This window comes from Ruegeria sp. AU67 (assembly GCF_900312795.1).
GTDB lineage: Bacteria > Pseudomonadota > Alphaproteobacteria > Rhodobacterales > Rhodobacteraceae > Ruegeria > Ruegeria atlantica.
The window spans coordinates 17,887-38,919 of sequence record NZ_OMPH01000030.1; the positions used below are offsets into that span (position 1 = coordinate 17,887).

Annotated in this window: 17 protein-coding genes; 6 read left to right on the forward strand and 11 right to left on the reverse strand. The window is 58.0% G+C overall.

All coding sequences use genetic code 11. From position 1 onward, the window contains the following. Positions 1–3: 3 nt before the first annotated feature. Positions 4–912 carry a Hint domain-containing protein gene (locus DK510_RS16910; RefSeq protein WP_109313093.1) on the reverse strand — a complete coding sequence of 303 codons (909 nt, stop codon included), beginning with the start codon at positions 910–912 and terminating at the stop codon, positions 4–6. 319 nt (positions 913–1,231) lie between these two features. On the opposite strand from DK510_RS16910, the gene cobS reads away from it, so the two are divergent. From cobS to DK510_RS16940, 6 genes are all read left to right on the forward strand, one after another. Continuing rightward, the gene (cobS, locus tag DK510_RS16915) at positions 1,232–2,218 is read left to right on the forward strand and encodes a cobaltochelatase subunit CobS (RefSeq protein WP_058274350.1); all 987 of its coding nucleotides are present in this window, start codon (positions 1,232–1,234) and stop codon (positions 2,216–2,218) included. A 33-nt stretch (positions 2,219–2,251) separates the two neighbouring features. After that, entirely contained in the window at positions 2,252–2,722 is a 471-nt protein-coding gene (locus tag DK510_RS16920) for a hypothetical protein (RefSeq protein ID WP_160116556.1), read from the forward strand. A gap of 176 nt (positions 2,723–2,898) precedes the next feature. Next, a complete protein-coding gene (gene cobT, locus DK510_RS16925; protein ID WP_109313095.1) occupies positions 2,899–4,776 on the forward strand; it encodes a cobaltochelatase subunit CobT in 1,878 nt (625 codons plus the stop codon). A gap of 74 nt (positions 4,777–4,850) precedes the next feature. Beyond that, entirely contained in the window at positions 4,851–6,641 is a 1,791-nt protein-coding gene (locus DK510_RS16930; protein ID WP_109313096.1) for an aminopeptidase P family protein, read from the forward strand. Between the two features lie 65 nt (positions 6,642–6,706). Then, positions 6,707–7,048 (forward strand): DUF427 domain-containing protein, encoded by a 342-nt coding sequence (locus DK510_RS16935; RefSeq protein ID WP_109313097.1) that lies wholly within the window; start codon positions 6,707–6,709, stop codon positions 7,046–7,048. 394 nt (positions 7,049–7,442) lie between these two features. Next, positions 7,443–8,810, forward strand: coding sequence for a DUF3179 domain-containing protein (locus DK510_RS16940; RefSeq protein ID WP_109313333.1), 1,368 nt, complete (start codon positions 7,443–7,445; stop codon positions 8,808–8,810). On the opposite strand, the gene DK510_RS16945 is transcribed toward DK510_RS16940, so the two are convergent. The 10 genes from DK510_RS16945 to murB all read right to left on the reverse strand — a co-directional run bounded on the left by DK510_RS16945 (position 8,807) and on the right by murB (position 21,029). Further along, complete coding sequence (locus DK510_RS16945) at positions 8,807–10,492, reverse strand: chloride channel protein (RefSeq protein ID WP_109313098.1); 1,686 nt, start codon at positions 10,490–10,492, stop codon at positions 8,807–8,809. The two genes, DK510_RS16940 and DK510_RS16945, sit on opposite strands and share 4 nt — an antisense overlap. Before the next feature lie 100 nt (positions 10,493–10,592). Beyond that, complete coding sequence (gene recN, locus DK510_RS16950; RefSeq protein ID WP_109313099.1) at positions 10,593–12,242, reverse strand: DNA repair protein RecN; 1,650 nt, start codon at positions 12,240–12,242, stop codon at positions 10,593–10,595. 35 nt (positions 12,243–12,277) lie between these two features. After that, complete coding sequence (locus DK510_RS16955; RefSeq protein ID WP_109313100.1) at positions 12,278–13,120, reverse strand: outer membrane protein assembly factor BamD; 843 nt, start codon at positions 13,118–13,120, stop codon at positions 12,278–12,280. Between the two features lie 127 nt (positions 13,121–13,247). Beyond that, the gene (lpxC, locus tag DK510_RS16960) at positions 13,248–14,168 is read right to left on the reverse strand and encodes a UDP-3-O-acyl-N-acetylglucosamine deacetylase (RefSeq protein WP_109313101.1); all 921 of its coding nucleotides are present in this window, start codon (positions 14,166–14,168) and stop codon (positions 13,248–13,250) included. Between the two features lie 213 nt (positions 14,169–14,381). Then, positions 14,382–16,001, reverse strand: coding sequence for a cell division protein FtsZ (gene ftsZ, locus DK510_RS16965; RefSeq protein ID WP_109313102.1), 1,620 nt, complete (start codon positions 15,999–16,001; stop codon positions 14,382–14,384). A 349-nt stretch (positions 16,002–16,350) separates the two neighbouring features. Further along, a complete protein-coding gene (locus DK510_RS16970; RefSeq protein ID WP_234999117.1) occupies positions 16,351–16,764 on the reverse strand; it encodes a hypothetical protein in 414 nt (137 codons plus the stop codon). Next, positions 16,751–18,085 carry a cell division protein FtsA gene (gene ftsA, locus DK510_RS16975; protein WP_109313335.1) on the reverse strand — a complete coding sequence of 445 codons (1,335 nt, stop codon included), beginning with the start codon at positions 18,083–18,085 and terminating at the stop codon, positions 16,751–16,753. Before ftsA ends, DK510_RS16970 begins: the two co-directional genes overlap by 14 nt. A gap of 8 nt (positions 18,086–18,093) precedes the next feature. Beyond that, entirely contained in the window at positions 18,094–19,089 is a 996-nt protein-coding gene (locus DK510_RS16980; protein ID WP_109313103.1) for a cell division protein FtsQ/DivIB, read from the reverse strand. Then, on the reverse strand, positions 19,077–20,000 hold the full coding sequence (locus DK510_RS16985) for a D-alanine--D-alanine ligase (RefSeq protein WP_109313104.1): 924 nt from the start codon (positions 19,998–20,000) through the stop codon (positions 19,077–19,079). Before DK510_RS16985 ends, DK510_RS16980 begins: the two co-directional genes overlap by 13 nt. A gap of 102 nt (positions 20,001–20,102) precedes the next feature. Then, positions 20,103–21,029 (reverse strand): UDP-N-acetylmuramate dehydrogenase, encoded by a 927-nt coding sequence (gene murB / locus DK510_RS16990; protein WP_109313105.1) that lies wholly within the window; start codon positions 21,027–21,029, stop codon positions 20,103–20,105. Between the last annotated feature and the right edge of the window lie 4 nt (positions 21,030–21,033).

Here is a 21,033-nt window from a genome sequence, read left to right on the forward strand (position 1 = left end):
GGCTTATCGACGACCGTACATGCGCAAAAGCGCCTCTGTTTCGAGGCGCTTTAGGCACCGCACGCGAGTTTGTTCCAAAGTGGGTTTAGGGCTGAAACGATCCGGGAATAGCATACCAAACTCCTCGACATCTTCGCGATCGAATGACAAAAGCGCCATGTCGCCCAGAAACAAGCTTTCTGTCGGCAAACCATGCGAAATCAGTATCGCATGGCGATCACAGGCAACGTGGAAATACGTCACGGCCTCATCGGACCGCACTTGTCGAATTGTTTTGTCATTGACCAAATGAATTGCCGCAGCAAAAACTCTGGGCTCTCCAAACAGCAATTCGGCGCGCCACCCTTCGAGAACAATCCTATGCTGTGGAGACACGTATAGATCACGATCAGGCAAACGGTCCCCGATTGCCCCTTTCTGGATGCAAACAGGGCGCAATCGCGGGTTTCGCTGCAACGCTTCCGCGCTCATGGTCTTTTTGCCAATCCAAAGGATAGGCAACAGCGCACCGCTGGAAACGCGAACTTTGTCCCCAACCGACAGTTCTTCGACAGGGCAAGGGCCTTTTTCGGTTTCTATCAAAGTGCCCTTTACGAAACATGGCACTGTTCCGGCAGGAAGGTCGACTGTCACACTGAGAGAGGCATTGTTACCATTTCCCGGGTTCCCCGTCGTCGCGCGTATTAGAACCGTGAGCTGCGTGTTCGGGGGAATGTCTGCCCCCTCAGTAAGCTCAACGGTCAGAACTCCGCTCGGTGAAATCGAAACAGTGTAGTCGGAAGGATCCAATCCACCATTGCCAGTTACGGTCACGCTCCACGTCACAGCTTTGGTCGTGGTATACTGCTCCGCAACCGAGCTCGACCCACTGGGGATCGAGATAGAAGTCGGACCTGTGATTACTAGCGACATTATTACCTACACTCTTAAAAACAAAATCGGGAACCGCTTTTGCACAATCATATATGCATATTTAACTCATCATATCTTATTATTGCAATGTTAATGCTTCACGGGACTGCGTGGCGGCGTTCTGGACCCAAAATTCGAGCTGTCCAAGATTTGAAAGATTAGCTCGAGACATTGGACGCAACGTCGATAAGGCCAGTTTCAAAGAAACATCCGCCTAAGTACCTACCAGCACGGCTTTCCCTTGCCCTTGCCCGCAATATGTTGCACCACACACGAGTTCAAACCCGGCAACGCGGGGCAAAGGATAAGGACAAGGCGAATGGCTGACGGATCGATCGACGTAAACGCAAAACCCACCGAAGAAATTTCGGTCCGTGACGTGTTCGGTATTGAAACCGACATGGCGATCAAGGGCTTTGCTGACCGCAGTGACCGCGTACCCGCGATCGACCCGACCTACAAGTTTGACCCCGAAACTACACTGGCCATTCTGGCAGGCTTTTCGCACAATCGGCGTGTGATGATCCAAGGCTATCACGGTACGGGCAAATCGACCCATATTGAACAGGTCGCGGCCCGGCTGAACTGGCCCGCCGTCCGTGTCAACCTCGACAGCCACATCAGCCGGATCGACTTGATCGGTAAGGACGCGATCAAACTGCGTGATGGCAAACAGGTGACCGAGTTTCACGAAGGCATCCTGCCCTGGGCTCTGCGGAACCCCGTTGCAATAGTGTTCGACGAATACGACGCGGGTCGTGCAGACGTGATGTTCGTGATCCAGCGTGTTCTGGAACATGACGGTAAACTGACCCTGCTGGACCAGAACGAGATCATCACGCCGAACCCGAACTTCCGCCTGTTCGCCACTGCGAACACTGTGGGTCTGGGCGACACTACCGGCCTCTACCACGGTACGCAGCAGATCAACCAGGCACAGATGGACCGTTGGTCTCTGGTCTCGACGCTGAACTACCTCAGCCACGATGCCGAGACGATGATCGTTCTGTCCAAGGCGCCGCATTACAACACCGAAAAGGGCCGCAAGACCGTCAGCCAGATGGTCACCGTCGCCGACCTGACCCGGACCGCCTTCATGAACGGTGACCTGTCGACTGTCATGAGCCCCCGGACCGTGATCAACTGGGCGCAGAACGCCGAGATTTTCCGCGATGTGGGCTATGCCTTCCGCCTGTCGTTCCTGAACAAATGCGATGAGTTGGAGCGTCAGACGGTTGCCGAGTTCTATCAGCGTTGCTTCGACGAGGAACTGCCGGAAAGCGCGGCGAGTGTTAGTCTGGGCTAATTGGTGATAAGGCTAACGATAGGTGCAGCGTTAATGTCGCTGCCCTCTCTGGCGCACGCAGAACTACCTTCTACCGTTTTTCCGGCGGGTGCTTCAGAAGTCGAGAAGATCAAACACTGTGTAGCTGTGAACTATGCCAACGCACTAGCTGGACTAGTTGGTTCGAAGTTAGCCAACTTGTCCTCCAAGCCACGCGAATACTACTATGGCGACACAACTCAGACCAACCTACCCGCCGACTGGATTCTTGAGGCCATAGGCGGAATGTTGGTTCTCGCAGATGCGCAAAAAGTAGCACTCGGCTGGGAAAAAAACTGGCGAAGCCAAGGCGAAACCTACTGGGCACCAATCAAACTTAACGATGGTACACCTTACAATGTTCGCGAAGGCAGGCTTCTTGTCGCCCATACAATTGCATGTGCGGAATTCACGCGCGCTATTACTATTAGGTATGGTCGCGGCTTCTACTCGAAAAACACCCAGGAAGTTACGCTACCTGAGTAACTCCTAACCGGCCTGTGTGCGGCTGGAACTGTTAGTTGACCGGGGCAAGGGTATCTGAGTGCATAAGAACATGCTGTAGCGGTGTGCTGGTTCGATGGGAAAAGGGGGTTGGCCCTATGGTCAAGGCCCCGGAATAGCTCTACGTTGCCGCGACAGAACAAGACCGGACCTGCCCGATGAGCAAACCAAACGACAACCCCGCTGATCCGTTCAAAAAGGCTCTGGCCGAAGCCACCAAGGTGATGGCTGACGATCCCGAGCTTTCGGTGAGCTATACCGTCGACCCCTCTGGCTTGTCGGGCGAGTCGATGCGTTTGCCACAGGTTTCTCGGCGGATGACCCGCGAAGAGGTTTTGCTGGCGCGCGGTACGGCAGATGCTTTGGCGTTGCAGCGCCGATATCATGACGATGCGACCCATAATCGCTATGCCCCTCCGGGTGATATGGCGCGGGATCTTTATGAGGCCATGGAAGTTGCCCGGTGTGAGGCGATGGGCGCGCGGGATATGCCCGGCACCGCATCAAACATCGATGTCAAGATCGGGCACGAAGCACTGCGCCGCGGTTACGACCAGTGCAAACAGCCTGCAGATGCCCCCTTGTCGGTGGCCGCGGGTTATCTGATCCGTCACTTGGCGACCGGTCGCGACCTGCCGCCAGCGGCTGAGAACATCATGAACCTGTGGCGCGGTTTCATCGAAGAGCAAGCTGGCGGCACACTGGAGAACCTGCAGGAGATCCTCTCGGATCAGGCCGAATTCGCTAAATTCGCCCGCCAGATGATCAAGGATTTGGGATACGGCGACCAGTTGGGCGATGATCCGGACGAACTGGACGAAGATCAGGAAGATCAGGCCGAGGACGACGCAGAAGAACAGCCCGATCCCGACAGCACCGGTCAGGATGATCAGGACGAGCAGGACGCCGACGCGACACCCGAGCAAACGCAGGAAGAGCAGCAGGACCAATCTCAGGCCCAGGTCTCGATGGACGAGATGGCCGAGGATGAGATGGGCGATGAGGCCGAGATGCCCGAGGGCGAGGCCCCGATGGAGCCGCCTACCCTACCGCCTGCATCCGAGGCCGATCCGGACTACAAGGTTTACCTTGGCACTTATGACGAGGAGATCGCAGCCGAGGATCTGGCCGAGCCTGCCGAGTTGGAGAGGCTGCGCGCCTATCTGGATCAGCAGCTTGAGCCGCTAAAGGGTGCCGTCAGCCGTCTGGCGAACAAGCTGCAGCGCCGGTTGCAGGCGCAACAGAACCGCAGCTGGGAGTTCGACCGCGAGGAAGGCATTCTTGATGCCGGTCGTCTGGCGCGCGTTGTGGCCAACCCGACCACGCCGCTAAGCTTCAAGGTCGAGAAAGACACCGAGTTCCGCGATACAGTGGTGACGCTGCTGCTGGATAACTCGGGCTCGATGCGCGGTCGCCCGATCTCGATCGCGGCGATCTGTGCCGATGTTCTGGCCCGTACGCTGGAGCGCTGTAATGTGAAGGTCGAAATCCTTGGCTTTACTACGCGCGCTTGGAAAGGCGGCCAGGCACGTGAGGCATGGCTGAATGACGGTCGCCCGCAACAGCCGGGGCGTCTGAACGATCTGCGCCACATCATCTATAAAGGTGCGGATGCCCCGTGGCGTCGAGCGCGACCTAACTTGGGTTTGATGATGAAAGAAGGCCTGCTGAAAGAGAACATCGATGGCGAAGCACTGGAATGGGCGCATCGCCGGATGCTTGCGCGACGCGAGCAGCGCAAGATCCTGATGGTGATCTCGGACGGTGCGCCTGTTGATGATTCAACTCTCAGCGTTAACCCTGCCAATTATCTGGAAAAACACCTACGCGACGTGATCGGGATGGTCGAAAAACGCAAGATGGTCGAGCTTTTGGCCATCGGCATCGGCCACGATGTAACCCGATACTACGACCGCGCGGTAACAATCACGGATGTCGAACAGCTGGCAGGTGCGATGACTGAACAGCTGGCGGCATTGTTCGACAGCGATCCTCGGGCACGTGCACGCGTGATGGGGATGAAAAGGGCCAGCTGACGCTGGCCCTGCCTCCGGCAGGAGTATTTTTCAAAAGATGAAGGGGACTGCCCCCCGTTTACGAGAGGTGTCACATGTTTCAGTCCTTTGCAGTCACTGCACGTCCGGAACAGGGACCGCCCAGACTGGCCGCTTTGCGATCCCAGATGGCGCAGGATGGGTTGGACGGTTTTCTGATCCCACGCGCAGATGCGCATCAGGGCGAGTATGTGGCCACACGCGATGAACGGCTGGCATGGCTGACGGGCTTTACCGGTTCGGCCGGCTTCTGTGCGGCATTGTCCGAAATTGCGGGTGTATTCATCGACGGCCGATACCGCACCCAGGTCAAGGCGCAAGTGGCGGAAGAATTCACGCCCGTACCCTGGCCCGAAACAAGCCTTAGCGCCTGGCTCAAGGAACAACTGCCGAGCGGCGGAAAGGTTGGTTTTGATCCCTGGCTGCATGCAGCTGGGCAGATTTCCAGCCTGAAGAAAGAGTTGAACGCGAGCGGCATCGAGCTGGTTCGGTGTGACAATCTGGTGGATCGGGTGTGGCCGGATCAGCCGGACGCCCCGATGAACCCGGTCAAGGCACACCCGATTGAGTTTGCCGGGGAAACCGCTACAAGCAAAATCGCGCGGCTGGCGGATGATTTAAAGCAGAACGGGTGTGAGGCGGCGATCATTTCCTTGCCGGATTCGATCATGTGGCTGCTTAACATTCGCGGATCAGATATCGGGTACAACCCGGTGGCACATGGGTTTGCCATTCTGAAAACCGATGGTCGGGTTGATCTGTTCATGGCGGCACAAAAACTGGCGGGGTTGGACGATCATCTTGGCGACCATGTTCAGGTTCACGACCCACAGGTGTTTCTGGAAGCCGTTGCGGGTTTGGTCGGCAAGGTTCAAGTCGACTTGGGGACTTTGCCGCAAGCAGTTGCTGACGTTCTCAGCGACAAGATGATGGATGCAGGGGATCCCTGTGCCTTGCCCAAAGCTCGCAAGAATCCGGCGGAAATCGCTGGAAGTGCCGAAGCGCATCTTCGCGACGCGGTGGCCGTTATTGAGACGTTATGCTGGCTGGACGCAAAGACCCCGGGCACAATGACGGAAACTCAGGTAGTCACGCAGCTTGAGGAAAACCGCCGCCGGGATAACGCGCTACAGGATATCTCGTTCGACACGATTGCGGGCACCGGGCCCAATGGCGCGATCATGCATTACCGGGTGACCGAAGAAACCGACAGCCGACTGGAAAATGGGCAACTGTTGGTTTTGGATAGCGGTGGGCAGTATCTGGATGGCACAACCGACATCACCCGCACCATTGCGATAGGGGAAGTAGGCAATCAGGAAAAAGCCTGCTTTACCCGCGTGCTGAAAGGGATGATCGATATGTCCATGCTGCGCTGGCCCGCCGGGCTGGCCGGACGAGATATCGAATGCATCGCACGCGCCCCCTTGTGGGCAGCGGGCCAGGATTTCAATCACGGGGTCGGCCATGGCGTCGGTGCGTATCTGAGCGTCCATGAAGGGCCGCAGCGCTTGTCAAAGGTCAGCCACGTACCGCTCGAGCCAGGTATGATCCTGTCCAACGAGCCCGGATATTATCGCGAAGGCGCGTTCGGCATTCGGATTGAGAACCTTGTTGTGGTGCAGGATGCCCCGACGCTGCCCACCGCTGACACCGAGCGTGCGATGCTGAACTGGCGGACACTTACATACGTACCGATTGACCGGCGGCTGATAGTAGTTGATATGCTAACGGCAGATGAGCGCGCGTGGCTGAATTCATATCACCGCGACGTTGCGGAAAAAGTCCGCCCAAGGCTGGGCGACGACGCTCAACTGTGGTTGGATGCCGCAACTGCGCCGATCTGACACCGGACTGTCACATAAACCGGGCAGAGGAGTGATCCGTACTGAAGACGAGGGAAGAAGCAGAGATGACAGACATAACGATCCGCAAAGCAGCTGGTAAATGGAGCGTTCGTTCCGGGGGCGCCGTTCTCGGAGAGAGCATGAATGCGCTGGAGCTGCTGGAAGGTGATCTGGATCCGGTGATCTATTTCCCTCGCACCGATATCGGAATGGCATTTCTGGACCGTACAGAAAAGGTCACGCATTGCCCGCACAAAGGCGATGCAACGCATTTCTCAATCGTCAACAAATCATCGGTGACCGAAAACGCAGCGTGGAGCTATGAAGACCCGGTCGCCGCAATGGCCGAGATCAAGGGTTATGTCGCGTTTTACCGCGTCGATTCCGTCAAAGTCGAACAGATCTAAATCCCTCAGATGGCCTCTCTGACCCGCTCGGTCGAGGCTATGTCGTTACACGCACGCCCATAGGCCTGTGCCATGGATGTCAGTTACCTGAGGTGGGTTGCTGCCGTTCGTACGCGACAAAGAAATACCTGGCCAGGCCGCCCTGGCATGGCCAGGTATTCGAAGCCATAGCAAGTATTATCGTTTTTGGCATCGTGACAAAAAATCTGTGACATTTTTTAGGTGTGACTAACCGGAAAATTTCACGAATACATGCAAGCAGATAGTCTTCGTTGGTAGTTCAACAGCGCGCTCGCGACTGACAGGGCTTGATCACGATCCGATCACGGGGCTGTTGCATGCATGTGAGGCATCAAGAGTGCACAATGCCACCAAACACCGCCCAGAGGATGCCATGTCACTTACCCGTCGCAGTTTTGCAGGATCATTGGGGACCGTGCTCTTGTTGCCTGGCGCATTGTCCGCGCAACAAGACCCCGTGCTGGATGCTGTGCGTTCCACCTTGTTCGGAAGCAACGCGGAGTTTGAGCAAGGCATGGCCATTCTCGTGCAACGCGACAACCCGGATGTGGTGCCTGCTTTGCTGACCGGTATGCGATACGCCAGACGTCGCAGCAGCGACATCGTGAAGGTCATGCAGACCCTGACTGGTGAGAGTATCGGCCAAGACTGGTTTGACTGGATGCTCTGGCAGGAAAAGAACCCGCAAATCGTGCCGCACCCCTCGCTCATCCCGTTCAAGCGCGAGGTTCTCCTGGGGATAGATACGAATTTCGATGTCTTCCTGAAGCCAAAGTACTTGCAGCGCGACAAGATAAAGATCCGGCTTGAAGAGATCGCGTGGGGTGGTGTGAACAAGGATGGTATCCCATCGCTGGACAATCCGGCGCTGATCCCTGCCGCGCGCGCAGATTACCTTAAGGACGATGACCTGGTCTTTGGCGTTTCGATCAACGGGGACGAACGGGCTTACCCGCTGCGGATCATGGGCTGGCATGAAATGTTCAACGAGGTGATTGGCGGGGTTCCGGTAGCCTTGGCCTACTGCACACTGTGTGGTTCAGGCATTCTGTTTGAAACGCAAGTGCCGGGTCGCAGCAAACCGCTGATCTTCGGCTCATCCGGTTTTCTGTACAGATCCAATAAACTGATGTTCGATCGTCAGACGCATTCCCTGTGGAACCAATATACCGGTAAGCCAGTTGTTGGCGCGCTTGTCGGCAGCGGTACCGAGTTGAAACAACGCCCGGTGGTTATCACTACATGGCAAAGTTGGAAAACATCGCATCCCAAAACGAAAGTTCTTTCAATGAACACCGGTCACCGGCGGAATTATGGGTCGGGTGTCGTGTATCGGGAGTATTTCGCTTCGTCCGAATTGATGTTCCCGGCGCTGGTCGATCAGTCCAGCCACAGGCAGAAAGACTATGTTTTCGCCATCCGGCAATTCGGCGCGGCGCGAGCATGGCCCCTGGATGCGTTCGGCAGGAGCCGGGTAATCAACGACGCCATCGCCAACCGGCCTCTGGTGCTTATCGGAAACGACGAGAAGCGCGCAGTGCGGGCTTATGAACGCGCATCCCACAAGTTCGCTGCGTCTGGCAGCGAATTGGTGGATGAAACGGGTCAGAAGTGGACCATGACCGAAGAGGCGCTGGTTGGACCGGGAGGCACGGAATTGCCCCGGGTCGCAGGCCATATTTCGTACTGGTTTGCTTGGGACAACTACCTAGGCGATACCGCGACCGTGTATAAACGCTAAGAGTGCTCTTCAGCCGCCGTGGCAGCCAAGGCGCGATTATACGCTTTCAGTGCATCGACGTGGTAAAGCGCTCCGACCGGGTTTTCACTGCCGTCCTCTTCGACAATCACCACCGGAATACAGGGGATGTCATCCCTGTCGAAATAAGGCATCGCGGCCTCTAGCGTGGCGCTAGCTTGAACACATAGCCCTTGTTCGATCAATTCGACCGCCTGTTGTTTCGTGATCGAGCGCGAATCGCCCAAGGGGCGCATGACCGCCCCGGTTCGCAGCATCGCCAGCAGATAGGCTTGCGGCCCTGCGGCCAGATGCACGTTACGACGTTCCAGCTGGGTCAAGAAGAAGGACCGATCCACAAGACGCGAGGCCAGCGCTGTCGACATCGACACCGAAACCATCACAGCCAGGCCGATCTGCCAGTCTCCGGTCAGTTCAAAGACAATCATCGTGGTCGAAATCGGTGCGCCCAGAACCGCGGCAGCAACGGCCCCCATTCCGGCAAAGGCATAGAGCGTATGGGTGCCAGAAACATCAGGCAGCAGCCCGGTTGCGATCAGGCCGAAGGCCAGTCCGGTCAACGCCCCAATCATCAGCGATGGGGAAAACACCCCGCCGCCCATACGTCCGCCCATGGTGATCGCTACGGCAACCGTCTTGATTACCGCAAACAGGATGGCAAAACTCAGGGTCAGGTCACCTGCCAAAGCGCGGATCGTGGTTTCATACCCGACGCCGATGATGTGCGGGAACCAGATCGCCAGCAGCCCCAACATCGCGCCTGAAACAGCTGGGCGCAGCCAGCCAGGCAAGGCAAGCCGGTTCTGGATATGGTTGCCGATATCTTCGGCAAAAAAGATCGACCGCATGAGCAGAAGCGAAACCAGCCCGCAGATTAGGCCAAGTAGCAGGAAGGCGGGCAATTCCACGTAGAATTGCAGGGAACCGGGTGTATCCAGAACAAACTCGGTCACGTCGCCATATTCCAGCCGGTTGATCACCGTCCCCGCAACCGAAGCGATCACGATGGGCGCAAACGCATGCACTGCAAAGTGGCGCAGCACGACCTCAAGCGCGAACAGTGCACCTGCGATCGGTGAGTTAAAGCTGGCCGAGACGGCGGCGGCGACAGCGCATCCCAACAGGTCGCGCCCGGTGATGCCATCAGCATGGATGCGGTTGCTGACCCAGGTTGAGATCACACCAGCCATGTGCACGACCGGCCCCTCTCGGCCCGTGGACCCGCCTGTGCTGAGCGTGACGAGCGAGGCAAAGAAAGACGCGATACCCGCCTTGCTTTCCACGCGACCATCGGTCACCGCGGCCCCTTCGATGACGTCAGCGACGGATCGCACGCGTCCGTCGTCGGTGAACTTGTTCAGGATCACGCCCACGATTAGCCCGCCGATGATGGGAATGATCAGGATCAGAAACCAAGGCAGCTTTTCCGCATGGCTGTGCAGCAACAAAATGTCATCCGTATCATAGACATAAGCCTGCAGCGATCGGATTGCCTTGCGGAACCCTAATGCCATGAAACCTGCCGCAATCCCGATCGCCAGCGCGATGAACCAGAATTGAATCTGGCTGGGCCCACGCCGTCGCATCACCCTCCAAGCGTCCTTGATCGCGGCCAAAGCCTGATTGAGCTGGTTGCGCAGAACAGTGCGGGTTGATTGGGTCATTGGCCCTCAGGGATCACGTCTTTCCCCTTAGTAAGCCACGGAGCGCCCTTATAAAAGTGGGATCGCGACGGTTTGAACACGCGAAAGCGGCAGAATTGCCTCAGGCCTGCAAAAGGGCTCGGGCGGCAGCGCGCGCTTCGTCCGTGATCGTGTCCCCTGCGACCATACGGGCAATTTCATCCACGCGGTCGGGTTCGGCCAGCGGAACAACGGTAGAAAGGGTCTGCCCGTGGGTGACGTGTTTTTGCACCCGCCAGTGATGCGCCGCGCGGGCCGCCACCTGCGGTGAGTGCGTCACAACCAGCACCTGCCCGCCCTGCGCCAGCGCCGCCAGACGCCGCCCGACCGCATCGGCAGTTGCACCACCAACGCCCCGGTCGATCTCATCAAAAATCATCGTGCGCGCGCTGTCATCCCCGGTCAGGCAGACCTTGAGCGCCAGAAGAAACCGACTGAGTTCGCCGCCCGAGGCGATTTTGTTCAGCGGACCAGAAGGTGCGCCGGGGTTGGGGGCAACTGTGAAAGCTACTGCGTCAATTCCATCGGGACCGGGATCCGCGGCTGTAATTTCGGTTTGGAACACAGCGCGCTCCATCTTCAACGGGGCGAGTTCGGTCATCACGGCGGCATCCAGCTGTCCGGCTGCCTTCTGTCGCGCCGCACTAAGCTTGGCCGCTGCGCCGTCATATTCGGTCTGAGCGGCGTCTACCGCTGCCCGCTGATCGGCCAGGTCCGCGTCGCCAGCGTCAAGCCGGTTCAAACGGTCACGCAAAGTTTCAGCAAAGGTGCCCAGATCATCAGGCACGACATCATGCTTACGAGCCAGCGCGCGGATGGCGAACAGGCGTTCTTCGGCCTGTTCCAATTCCGCCGGATTGAAATCCAATTTCTGCAGACAAGCCTCGACACCGTCCTGCGCCTCACCCAATTCGATCAAGGCGCGCCCCAGGGCCGCGATTGGTGACTCCAATTGGCCGCCGGCATTGTCCGAGACGCCTTCGAGCCAACGCACAGCGTCCGCCATTGCGCTTTCAGCCCCGTCCCCGCCAAGCAGAGAGAAAGCCCGAGCGACATCATCGCGGATACGTTCAGCCCCTTGCATCATGCGACGGCGGGCGTCGAGCTCGGCGTCCTCACCGGGTTGCGGGTCCAGCTGATCAAGCTCAGACACCGAATGCCTCAGGAATTCCTCTTCCGCGCGCATCGCCACAAGGGTCGATTCCGTTTGAGCAAGAGCTTTGAGCGCACGTGACATCTCGGACCAGGCCGACCGCACCTTTGCCAGTTGGGGTTCTGCGCCGGCGTAATCGTCCAGCATTGCCCGGTGACCGCGCGGGTTCAACAGGCCGCGATCATCGTGTTGACCATGTAGTTCGATCAGGGTCTCGGACAATGCGCGCAGCACCTCGCCCGAACAACGGCGATCATTGACCCACGCGGTCTTGCGCCCCTCGGCCGTATTCACCCGCCGCAGGATCAGTTCCTCTCCGCTCGGCAGGCCCGCCTCGGCCAGAATTGTATGTGCAGGATGGTCTTCGTTTAATTCGAACTCGGCCACGACTTCACCATGGGCGGCACCCTGACGGACCAATTCAGCCCGGCCACGCCAGCCCAGAACAAACCCCAGCGAATCCAGAAGAATCGACTTGCCCGCACCGGTTTCACCAGTCAACGCATTCAGGCCCGGCTGAAACGTCAGTTCCAGCCGGTCGATGATCAGCATGTCACGGATATCGAGGGCGCGCAGCATCGGGTCTTAGCGTCCCACCCCATTGGCCATGGCGATTACAACCACTCACCTTTGACGGTCTGACGGTAGATCGTGCTGAGCCAGTTGTTGCCACGACTCTTGAGATCCAACCCGCGTGACGTCAGCAGCGAATAGCCCGCATCGTACCATTCGGACGATTGATAGTTGTACCCAAGAATGGCCCCTGCCGACTGTGCCTCATCCACAAGACCCAGTGCCAGATAGGCTTCAATCAAGCGGTACAGAGCTTCGGCGGTGTGAGATGTGGTCTGGAAATCTTCAACCACCACACGGAACCGGTTGATGGCTGCGGTATAATGGTCCTGGCGCAGATAATAGCGTCCAATTTCCATCTCTTTGCCAGCCAGATGGTCAAATGCCAGATCGAATTTCAGCACCGCAGAGGTCGCGTATTCACTATCCGGATAGACTTCGATCACGGTGCGCAGCGATTGCAACGCCTGAAAAGTTAGGCCCTGATCGCGCCCGACCTCGTCAATCTGGTCATAATAGCTGAGCGCCAGAAGATATTGGGCATAAGCCGCATCTTCATCCGTCGGGTAAAAGTCGATGTACCGTTGTGCGGCGCCTCGGCTCTCTTCGTAGTTTTTGTCCGAGTGGTATGAGAACGCCTGCATGATCAGCGCGCGCTTGGCCCAATCGGAATACGGATACAGACGTTCAACTTCTGAAAAATACCACGCCGCATCGTCCGAACGATTCTGCGACAGCTCATATTCGCCGCGCGTGAAAATCTGTTCAGGAGTGAACCCTTCCAGGTTCTGATTGCGGTCTGCGCCTTTTCCAGCGCACGCCGTCAAAACTGCTGTCAGAAGAATCGCGCCTGCGAACCTGACTGCCGCTTTGCTGCCAACCATTCCGCCTATCCTTGTCGTATTACTTGACGGGGTTAAGCCCCGATTTAGGCCAAGGTCTAGCACATAAAATTCCGGTGCAAAACGTCTTATGCGCCCGTTCGCGGAATTGTCGACAGAGTTGATCCAATCAGGCGACTTCGGGGATTTCGTCCCGGACCAGGCCCTGCCCCGGAAGGCGGGCTGCCTGTTCAGGCGTACACAGGATCGGACGGACGGCACCCGGTGTTTCGAACAGCTTGCGCAGCAGAGTATTGGTCATTGCATGCCCGGATTTGTCACCGGTAAAGTGACCAAAGATCGGACCGCCTGCCAAATACAGATCACCAAGGGCGTCCAGCATCTTGTGACGCACAGCCTCATCCGCGTGGCGGAAACCACCCGGGGTAAGGACTTCATCACCCTGAACAACGACGGCATTTTCCAGCGTACCGCCCAAAGCCAGCCCGTTTTCGCGCATCGCCTCAACATCAGTACGGCGACAGAACGTCCGGCAGTCACACAGCTCACGTGCGAACGAGCCGTTGCGCATATCCAGTGTCTTGGTCTGGCTGCCGATGGCACCGTCTTCGAAGTCGATATGGAAATCGATGATCAGACCATTTGCAGGCGCAATCGATGCGCTGGCACCTTCGCGCACAGCGGTCACCGGCTTAAGAACCTCATAGGCCAGAACTGGGCTGGCTTGGCGACGCACGCCCTTCGCCATGATACCGCGAACGAAATCAATCGAAGACCCGTCCATGATCGGAACTTCGGGACCATCAATTTCGATCAGCGCGTTATGTATTCCGCAACCGGCCAGCGCGGCCATGATGTGTTCAACCGTAGATACAGACACACCTGCGTCGTTGATCAGGCGGGTGCACAGCGGGGTGCGCTCGACCACGTCATAGATCGCAGGGACAAGGGCATTGCCCAGCTCAATATCCGTCCGTTTGAACCAGATGCCGTGACCGGCGGCCGCCGGTTTCAGGACCATCGTCGCAGGCTTACCGCTATGCAGTCCGACGCCTTTAAACGTGACCGGAGATTTGAGCGTATGTTGCAAGGTGAACCTCGAAGAGTGGTGTCCGGCCTCGGTTGGCCGTGTTGGACACTCAGTTAAGGAAGGCGGCGTCAAGGCTCAACTCACTCTTTGCAACCGAATGAAACATGTATGTGACAGATCGGCAAATCCCTGCTTACACCCCATTAAGCATCTGTAAAACAAAAGAAAAGGGCCGCCATTTGGCGACCCTCTGCATTCATTTTGTTACCGCGATCAGTTGGCCTGGCGCCGCAAAAAGGCGGGAATTTCGATCCGGTCCTGTTCGGGGTCGACCTCATCCCTTGCAGGTGCCGTAGCGTCAGATTGGCGCATAACGGGCTGCTGGCGCGGTGGTTGCGCCGGAGTATCTGCCGCGTGACCGGTCATCCGATCGATCAGCCGGTTAAAGCCAAAGCGGGGACGATCATTCGCTTCTTCCTGCGGCACAGGGGTCGGCTGCGGCGTTGCAGGGCGGGCCATCGAAGGGCTCCGCTCGGACGGCGGAACGTTCTGGACTGCGGCCTGCAAGCGCTGCAGCGCCTCGGGCGACGGTGTTCCCGCTGCCGGTTGAGGCTGCGGCGCGACATAGTTTTCGGACACAGGCTCAACCGGTTCGGGGGTCGGCTCGAATTCGGCAACGCGCGGCTGATAGGCCGGCGGAGGCAAACCATCATCATCCTGCCGGGCACACGACTGGAACTGCGGCTGGGCAGGCTCTTCCGGCGCTTCAAACAGCGAGGGTTCGCGGATCATATCTTGCTGCGGTGCTTGCTCCGCGACTTCCGCAGCAACCGGAGCCTCTTCCTGCACCGACTCTTCTGCCGAAACGGTGCGGGTCAGCGGTGCCGACATAGAACGGCGCGCGACGGGGACATCTTCCTGTTTTTCACTGGCATCGATACCGGTCGCGACAACCGATACGCGCATGCCGCCTTCCATCACGGTATCCAGTGTCGAACCAACGATGATGTTCGCCTCGGGATCCACTTCTTCGCGGATGCGGTTGGCGGCTTCGTCCAGTTCGAACAGGGTCAGGTCGTGCGAGCCGGTGATGTTGATCAGAACACCCTTGGCACCCTTGAGGCTGATTTCGTCCAGCAGTGGGTTGGCGATCGCCTTCTCGGCGGCCTGAACCGCGCGATCTTCGCCGGTGGCCTCGCCTGTTCCCATCATCGCTTTGCCCATCTCGTCCATCACGGCGCGAACATCTGCAAAGTCGAGGTTGATCAGGCCCGGACGGACCATCAGATCGGTCACGCCTTTGACGCCCTGATAGAGAACATCGTCCGCCATCGAGAACGCCTCAGTGAACGTAGTCTTTTCGTTGGCCAGACGGAAGAGGTTCTGGTTCGGGATGATGATCAGAGTGTCGACGACCTTTTGCAGCATCTCAACGCCGTCTTCGGCCTGACGCATCCGCTTGGCACCCTCAAACTGGAAGGGTTTGGTTACAACACCAACGGTCAGAACGCCCAATTCCCGCGCGGCCTGCGCGATGATCGGAGCGGCGCCTGTGCCAGTACCGCCGCCCATTCCGGCGGTGATAAAGCACATATGCGCGCCGGCCAGGTGATCAACGATCTGTTCAATGCTTTCTTCGGCTGCTGCCGCACCCACGGTCGGACGGGCCCCTGCCCCCAGACCTTCGGTGACTTTCACGCCCAGTTGAACCCGTGCCGAGGACTGGCTTTGTTGCAGTGCCTGCGCATCGGTGTTGGCGACCACAAAATCGACGCCGTCCAGCTGTTTCTCAATCATGTTGTTGACAGCGTTGCCGCCTGCACCACCAACGCCAAATACTGTGATCCGAGGCTTCAGTTCGTCGTGCCCGGGCATCGAAAGATTCAATGTCATGCTCTGTCCGCCTGTTTTTTTGTTCCCGCCAAAGCGGTGTTTTTCTTACCTATCCACTAACAATCCTACCGTTTGAAACGGCAAACGTCACGCCAAAAATCGCGCAATTCCACAAAATATGGAGGAAATAAGGCGCTGACCGGCAGTATTTCGCATATACCGCCAGATGTTGCGTAAAGAACTCAATGTAGCACAAAACAGGCGATTTGCGCGCGGCACTCAACCGACGCATCACCAAAGGGACTAATAAACTGTCAAACTGCGGAAAACTGCTCAGGTCCTGCCGCGGGCCTCTGTCGGGCCTTGTGGATATCTTGCGGGATAAACGAGTCAGCTGCAACCCATTTCTTTAGCTGATCGGGGCACTTGGACAATTCAAACCGTCCTCGGTGATGCTGCGCACCTCCTGGATTTCGCTGTCCGCAAAAGTGGCCAGTCGCACCATCAACCTGCCCTTATATTCGAAAGGCCACCAACACACGGCTGGCCCTTCGACTTCATCATCATAGAGAAAACAGATTTGCCCGTTCGGCGTTGTGATATGCCCATAAACGCACCCTCTTCCTTCTCGGCGCCAAACCGAAACGGTAGAGCTGAGAAATTCTTCGGTGCCAACAAGGTCGCCGCTGCGAACGTCATGAAAGTCGACGGTTTTGCCCAGAACCGCATCCAGAAATGCCTCGGGGGTGATCCGGGTTTGCGCCTGAGTGGTCAGCGGTGTCAGGGCCAGCAGCGCTGCGACCCCTAGCTTACCAATTGTCACGGAACCAACGCACGGCCCGCTTGAACGGGCGCGCGGCATAGGTGTCGACAGGGATTTCAAAGTCCCACCATTCGTCCTGTGGGTGCGCTGCAAACAGGCTAAGCCCCACTGCGGAGGAGAACCCCGGCCCGGTCGCCGATTGCGGTAGACCATGCACACGCAGCGGCCGGCCAAGGCGGACGCGCTGCCCAAGGATGCGGGTGGCCAGTCCGTCCAGTCCCATGATCTGGCTGCCGCCGCCGGTCAGGACGATCTGCTGGCTCGGCATGTGCTCGAACCCGGCGGCATCCAGACGAACACGCACCTCTTCAAGGATCTCTTCCACACGGGGACGCATAATCCCGATCAGTTCAGCACGGCTGACGGTGCGGCGATCATGTTCCCAGTCGCCAGTATCCCCACCGATGTCGATCAGGTCCCGATCATCCGCGCCAGTTGCGTGAACCCCGCCGTTAAAGGTTTTAATCCGCTCAGCCACCGAGGCCGGGATACCCAACCCCATCGAAATGTCCGAGGTTACGTGATCGCCACCCATGCGCACGCAATCGGCATAGATCATGTGCTTTTTCATAAAGATCGACACGCTGGTCGTGCCGCCACCCATGTCGATACAGGCCGCGCCGAGTTCCTGCTCATCCTCGACTAAGGCGGAAACACCAGACACATAGGCCGAGTTTGCAATTCCGGCCAATTCCAGATCGCAGCGTTTGATGCAGCGCACGATGTTTTGGATCGCAGTTGCGTCGACGGTCAGCATGTGCATGTCGACGGCAAGGTTCTGCCCCATTTGGCCACGCGGGTCGATCAGACCTGAGCGGTTGTCCAAAGCGAAGTTTACCGGTTGGGCATGCAACACCTCGCGCCCTGCCCCGTAGTCCGGCACGTCACAGGCGTTCAGGACACGGCCAACCTCGGCCTCTGTCACGACCTGCCCCTCAAGATCGACCTGCGCATCCAACCCGTAAGAGCGCGGGTTCGCACCCGAGAAGCTGGCAATCACATGATCGACCCGGATATCGGCCATCTTTTGCGCCGCCTGCAGGGCGGTTCGGATCGCCCGTTCGGTTTCTTGCATGGCGGTGACTTCGCCAAATTGAACGCCCCGCGACCGTGTGGTCGCAGCACCAATCACACGAAAGCCGGTCTGCCCGGCCATCGACCCGATGGTGTTGTCCTCGCTCAGGCGGCCGGTCCCGTCAAAGCGCAGTACAAGACAGGCAATCTTGGAGCTGCCAACATCGAGAATGGCGACAACACCGCGCTGCATGGCTTGTCTGCGCATCTGCCGCATGGCGCGCTGGGACTGATAAAGATCGGTCATCATGGTCGTTACTGCTCGCTACCCACTGTCACTTTTGTATTCCACCAGTCTTCGCTGGCAGCTTTGGTCATTCTTATTGTCGGACGTTGCCCAAGGCGCATGTCGACTACCGCCACGTCACGTTCCAAAAGGTCCTGCACTTCATTCACGGCCAGAACGCGTTCCAACGCGCGTACGGGGCGCTCGGTCGGCAACATGATGCGCTGGCCGCGGTCCATAACCAGGTCCCAGCGACGCTCACCAATCCGGACCAGCCCGCGCACACGGCCGCCCAGGCTGCGGGCGGTTGTCAGCAATTCAAGCGCCTCACCCACGTGACCGTCTGCACCTTTGCCCGCGATCAGAGGTAAATTAGAATGATCCTTGCGCGACGCGATGCGTTCCACATGGGCACCGGTTTCGTCCAACAATTCGATCCCGCTCCGCGTTCGCCAGACGATGACGGGCTGACGTTCGACAACATCCACCTGCAGAATGCCGCCCGGGCGCACCCGTACCGTGGCGGATTTGATCGGATTCAGCCCGGTAATCGTGTCGCGGATTTGCTCAACATCCAGATCCCAAGAGCTGACAGGGAAATCCAGCGGCACGACCTCACGAATATCCTCGGACAGGTTGGTCCCTGCCCCGTCAATGGCCATCAGATTGACCATGAACTCTGGCCGTTGCTGGATCGAGGTTTTGATGTCGATGACATAGGCCACAACCGCATCGCGACGCTCTTGCGAGCCGAAATAGATGCCAATTGCGGCGCAAACTGCAAATACCGGCAGGCCAATCTTTAGGCTGCGCCGAACGCCCCGCGTCAGCATCCAGCGCTGCAGGCGGTAGCTGAGACGAGACGGGGCCGGGTCGAGGCGATCGCCTTTGCCACCAAACATACCACGCAGCCGCAATTTGGGTTCGGCTCCGGTATGTGCGCCGGATTCGAAATCAGCATCGGGACCGGTCAGTTGTTTGGGCCGGTGAACCACAGGCGCTCGGGTGGCTCTTAGCGGTCGCATGATGCGTCCTCCACCATCCAGGCGCAAAGCTGCCCGAAACTCATCCCCAGATGTGCGGCCTGTTCAGGCACCAGTGACGTCGGCGTCATGCCGGGCTGAGTGTTGGTCTCGAGAAGGAAAAGCCCATCGGCACCCATACTGTCATCCCAGCGGAAATCTGTACGGCTTACGCCCTTGCATCCCAGCGCAGAATGAGCGCGCAATGCGTAGTCCATGCACAGGTCAAAAATCTCGGTCGGTACGTCAGCGGGCAAAACATGCCACGATCCGCCGGGCTTGTACTTGGCGTCATAATCATACCAACCGCCATCGGTCATGATCTCGGTAACCGTTACGGCCTTGTCGTTCATCACCGTCACGGTCAACTCGCGCCCGGCAATGTACTTCTCGACCATAACCTGATCGGGCATCTCTTCGGACAGTTGCGGTGGACCATTGGACCCTTCATGCACGATGTAGATCCCAACGCTGGAGCCTTCGTTGTTGGGCTTGGTCACGTAAGGAGGCTCCATCACATGAACCTTAACTACCTCAACCTTTGGTACGATCACGCTGGCAACAACGGGTAGGCCCTCGGCTTCAAAAACTTCTTTGCTGCGCTGCTTGTCCATCGCCAGCGCCGAGGCCAGAACACCTGAGTGCGTGTACGGAATGCGCATCCATTCCAGCAAACCCTGAACGCAGCCGTCCTCACCCCAGCGGCCATGCAGGGCGTTGAACACAACGTCTGGTTTGATTTCCAAAAGGCGCGCATAGAGGTCAGGACCTGCGTCCAGCTCAACTACTTCAAAGCCTTCTCCCACAAGGGCGGCCGCGCATTCGCGCCCAGAGCTGAGAGACACCTCGCGTTCCTTCGAGGGTCCACCCATCAATACCGCCACTTTGGGGTTTGTCCTGCTCGACATACCCAACGTGCGCCTCAATGTCCCCGGACCTTATGTGGTGGTCCGTACTGCGTTTATCTCCTTGATCCGTCGCCTTAATTTGCCTGTTATGGTCTGACGGTCAGGGCTTTATTCTGTCAACGGATCACCGATCCGCATGATTTCCCACTCTAGCGTGATGCCGCTTGTTTCGTAAACCTTTTTTCGCACCTCTTCGCCCAGACCTTCGAGGTCCGCGGCAGAGGCATCACCGGTATTGATCAGGAAATTCGAGTGCTTCTCGCTCATCTGTGCGCCGCCGCGCGTCGCGCCGCGCATGCCCGCATCGTCAATGACCTTCCATGCCTTGAGGTCGTGTACATCATCCGCCCGCCCGGTCGAAGAAAACCCTGCCGGGTTGCGGAAGGTTGACCCGGCGCTGCGGTCTTTGGTCGGCTGGGTTTCGTCGCGTTTTTGCAACTGCGCGGACATCCGGGCGTGCAGCTCTTCCGGATCGCCGGATGGACCTTCGAAAGTGGCCGAGATTAGTACCGCGCCTTCGGGCAGATCGGACTGGCGATAACGAAAATTCAGGTCTTCCGGAGTCAGTTCCACAAGCTCTCCCTGCCGGGTGACAATGGTCGCCTTGCGCAGCACGTCTGCCGTGTAGCTGCCATAACACCCTGCGTTCATCCGCACCGCGCCGCCAATTGAGCCCGGGATGGTACGCAAAAAGGTCAGATCCACACCCTCATCCGCCGCCTTGCGCGCCACATGCGCATCCAACGCGGCTGCTCCGGCGGTAACGGTGTTTCCCTCAACCGAGATAGCATTGAACCCGCGCCCCAATCGGATCACAACCGCGCGCAAACCGCCATCACGCACAATCAGATTTGACCCGACCCCCATCGGGAAAACCGAAATATCTGCGAGCAAATCGCGCATAAATGTCTGCAGATCTGCGATATCGGCCGGCTGGAAAAGAAAGTCTGCAGGACCTCCTACCCGAAGCCAGGTCAGATCGTTCAAGTTGCGGCTCTCAGTGAGTTTACCGCGCGGTGTCGGAAGCGCTGTCATGTCG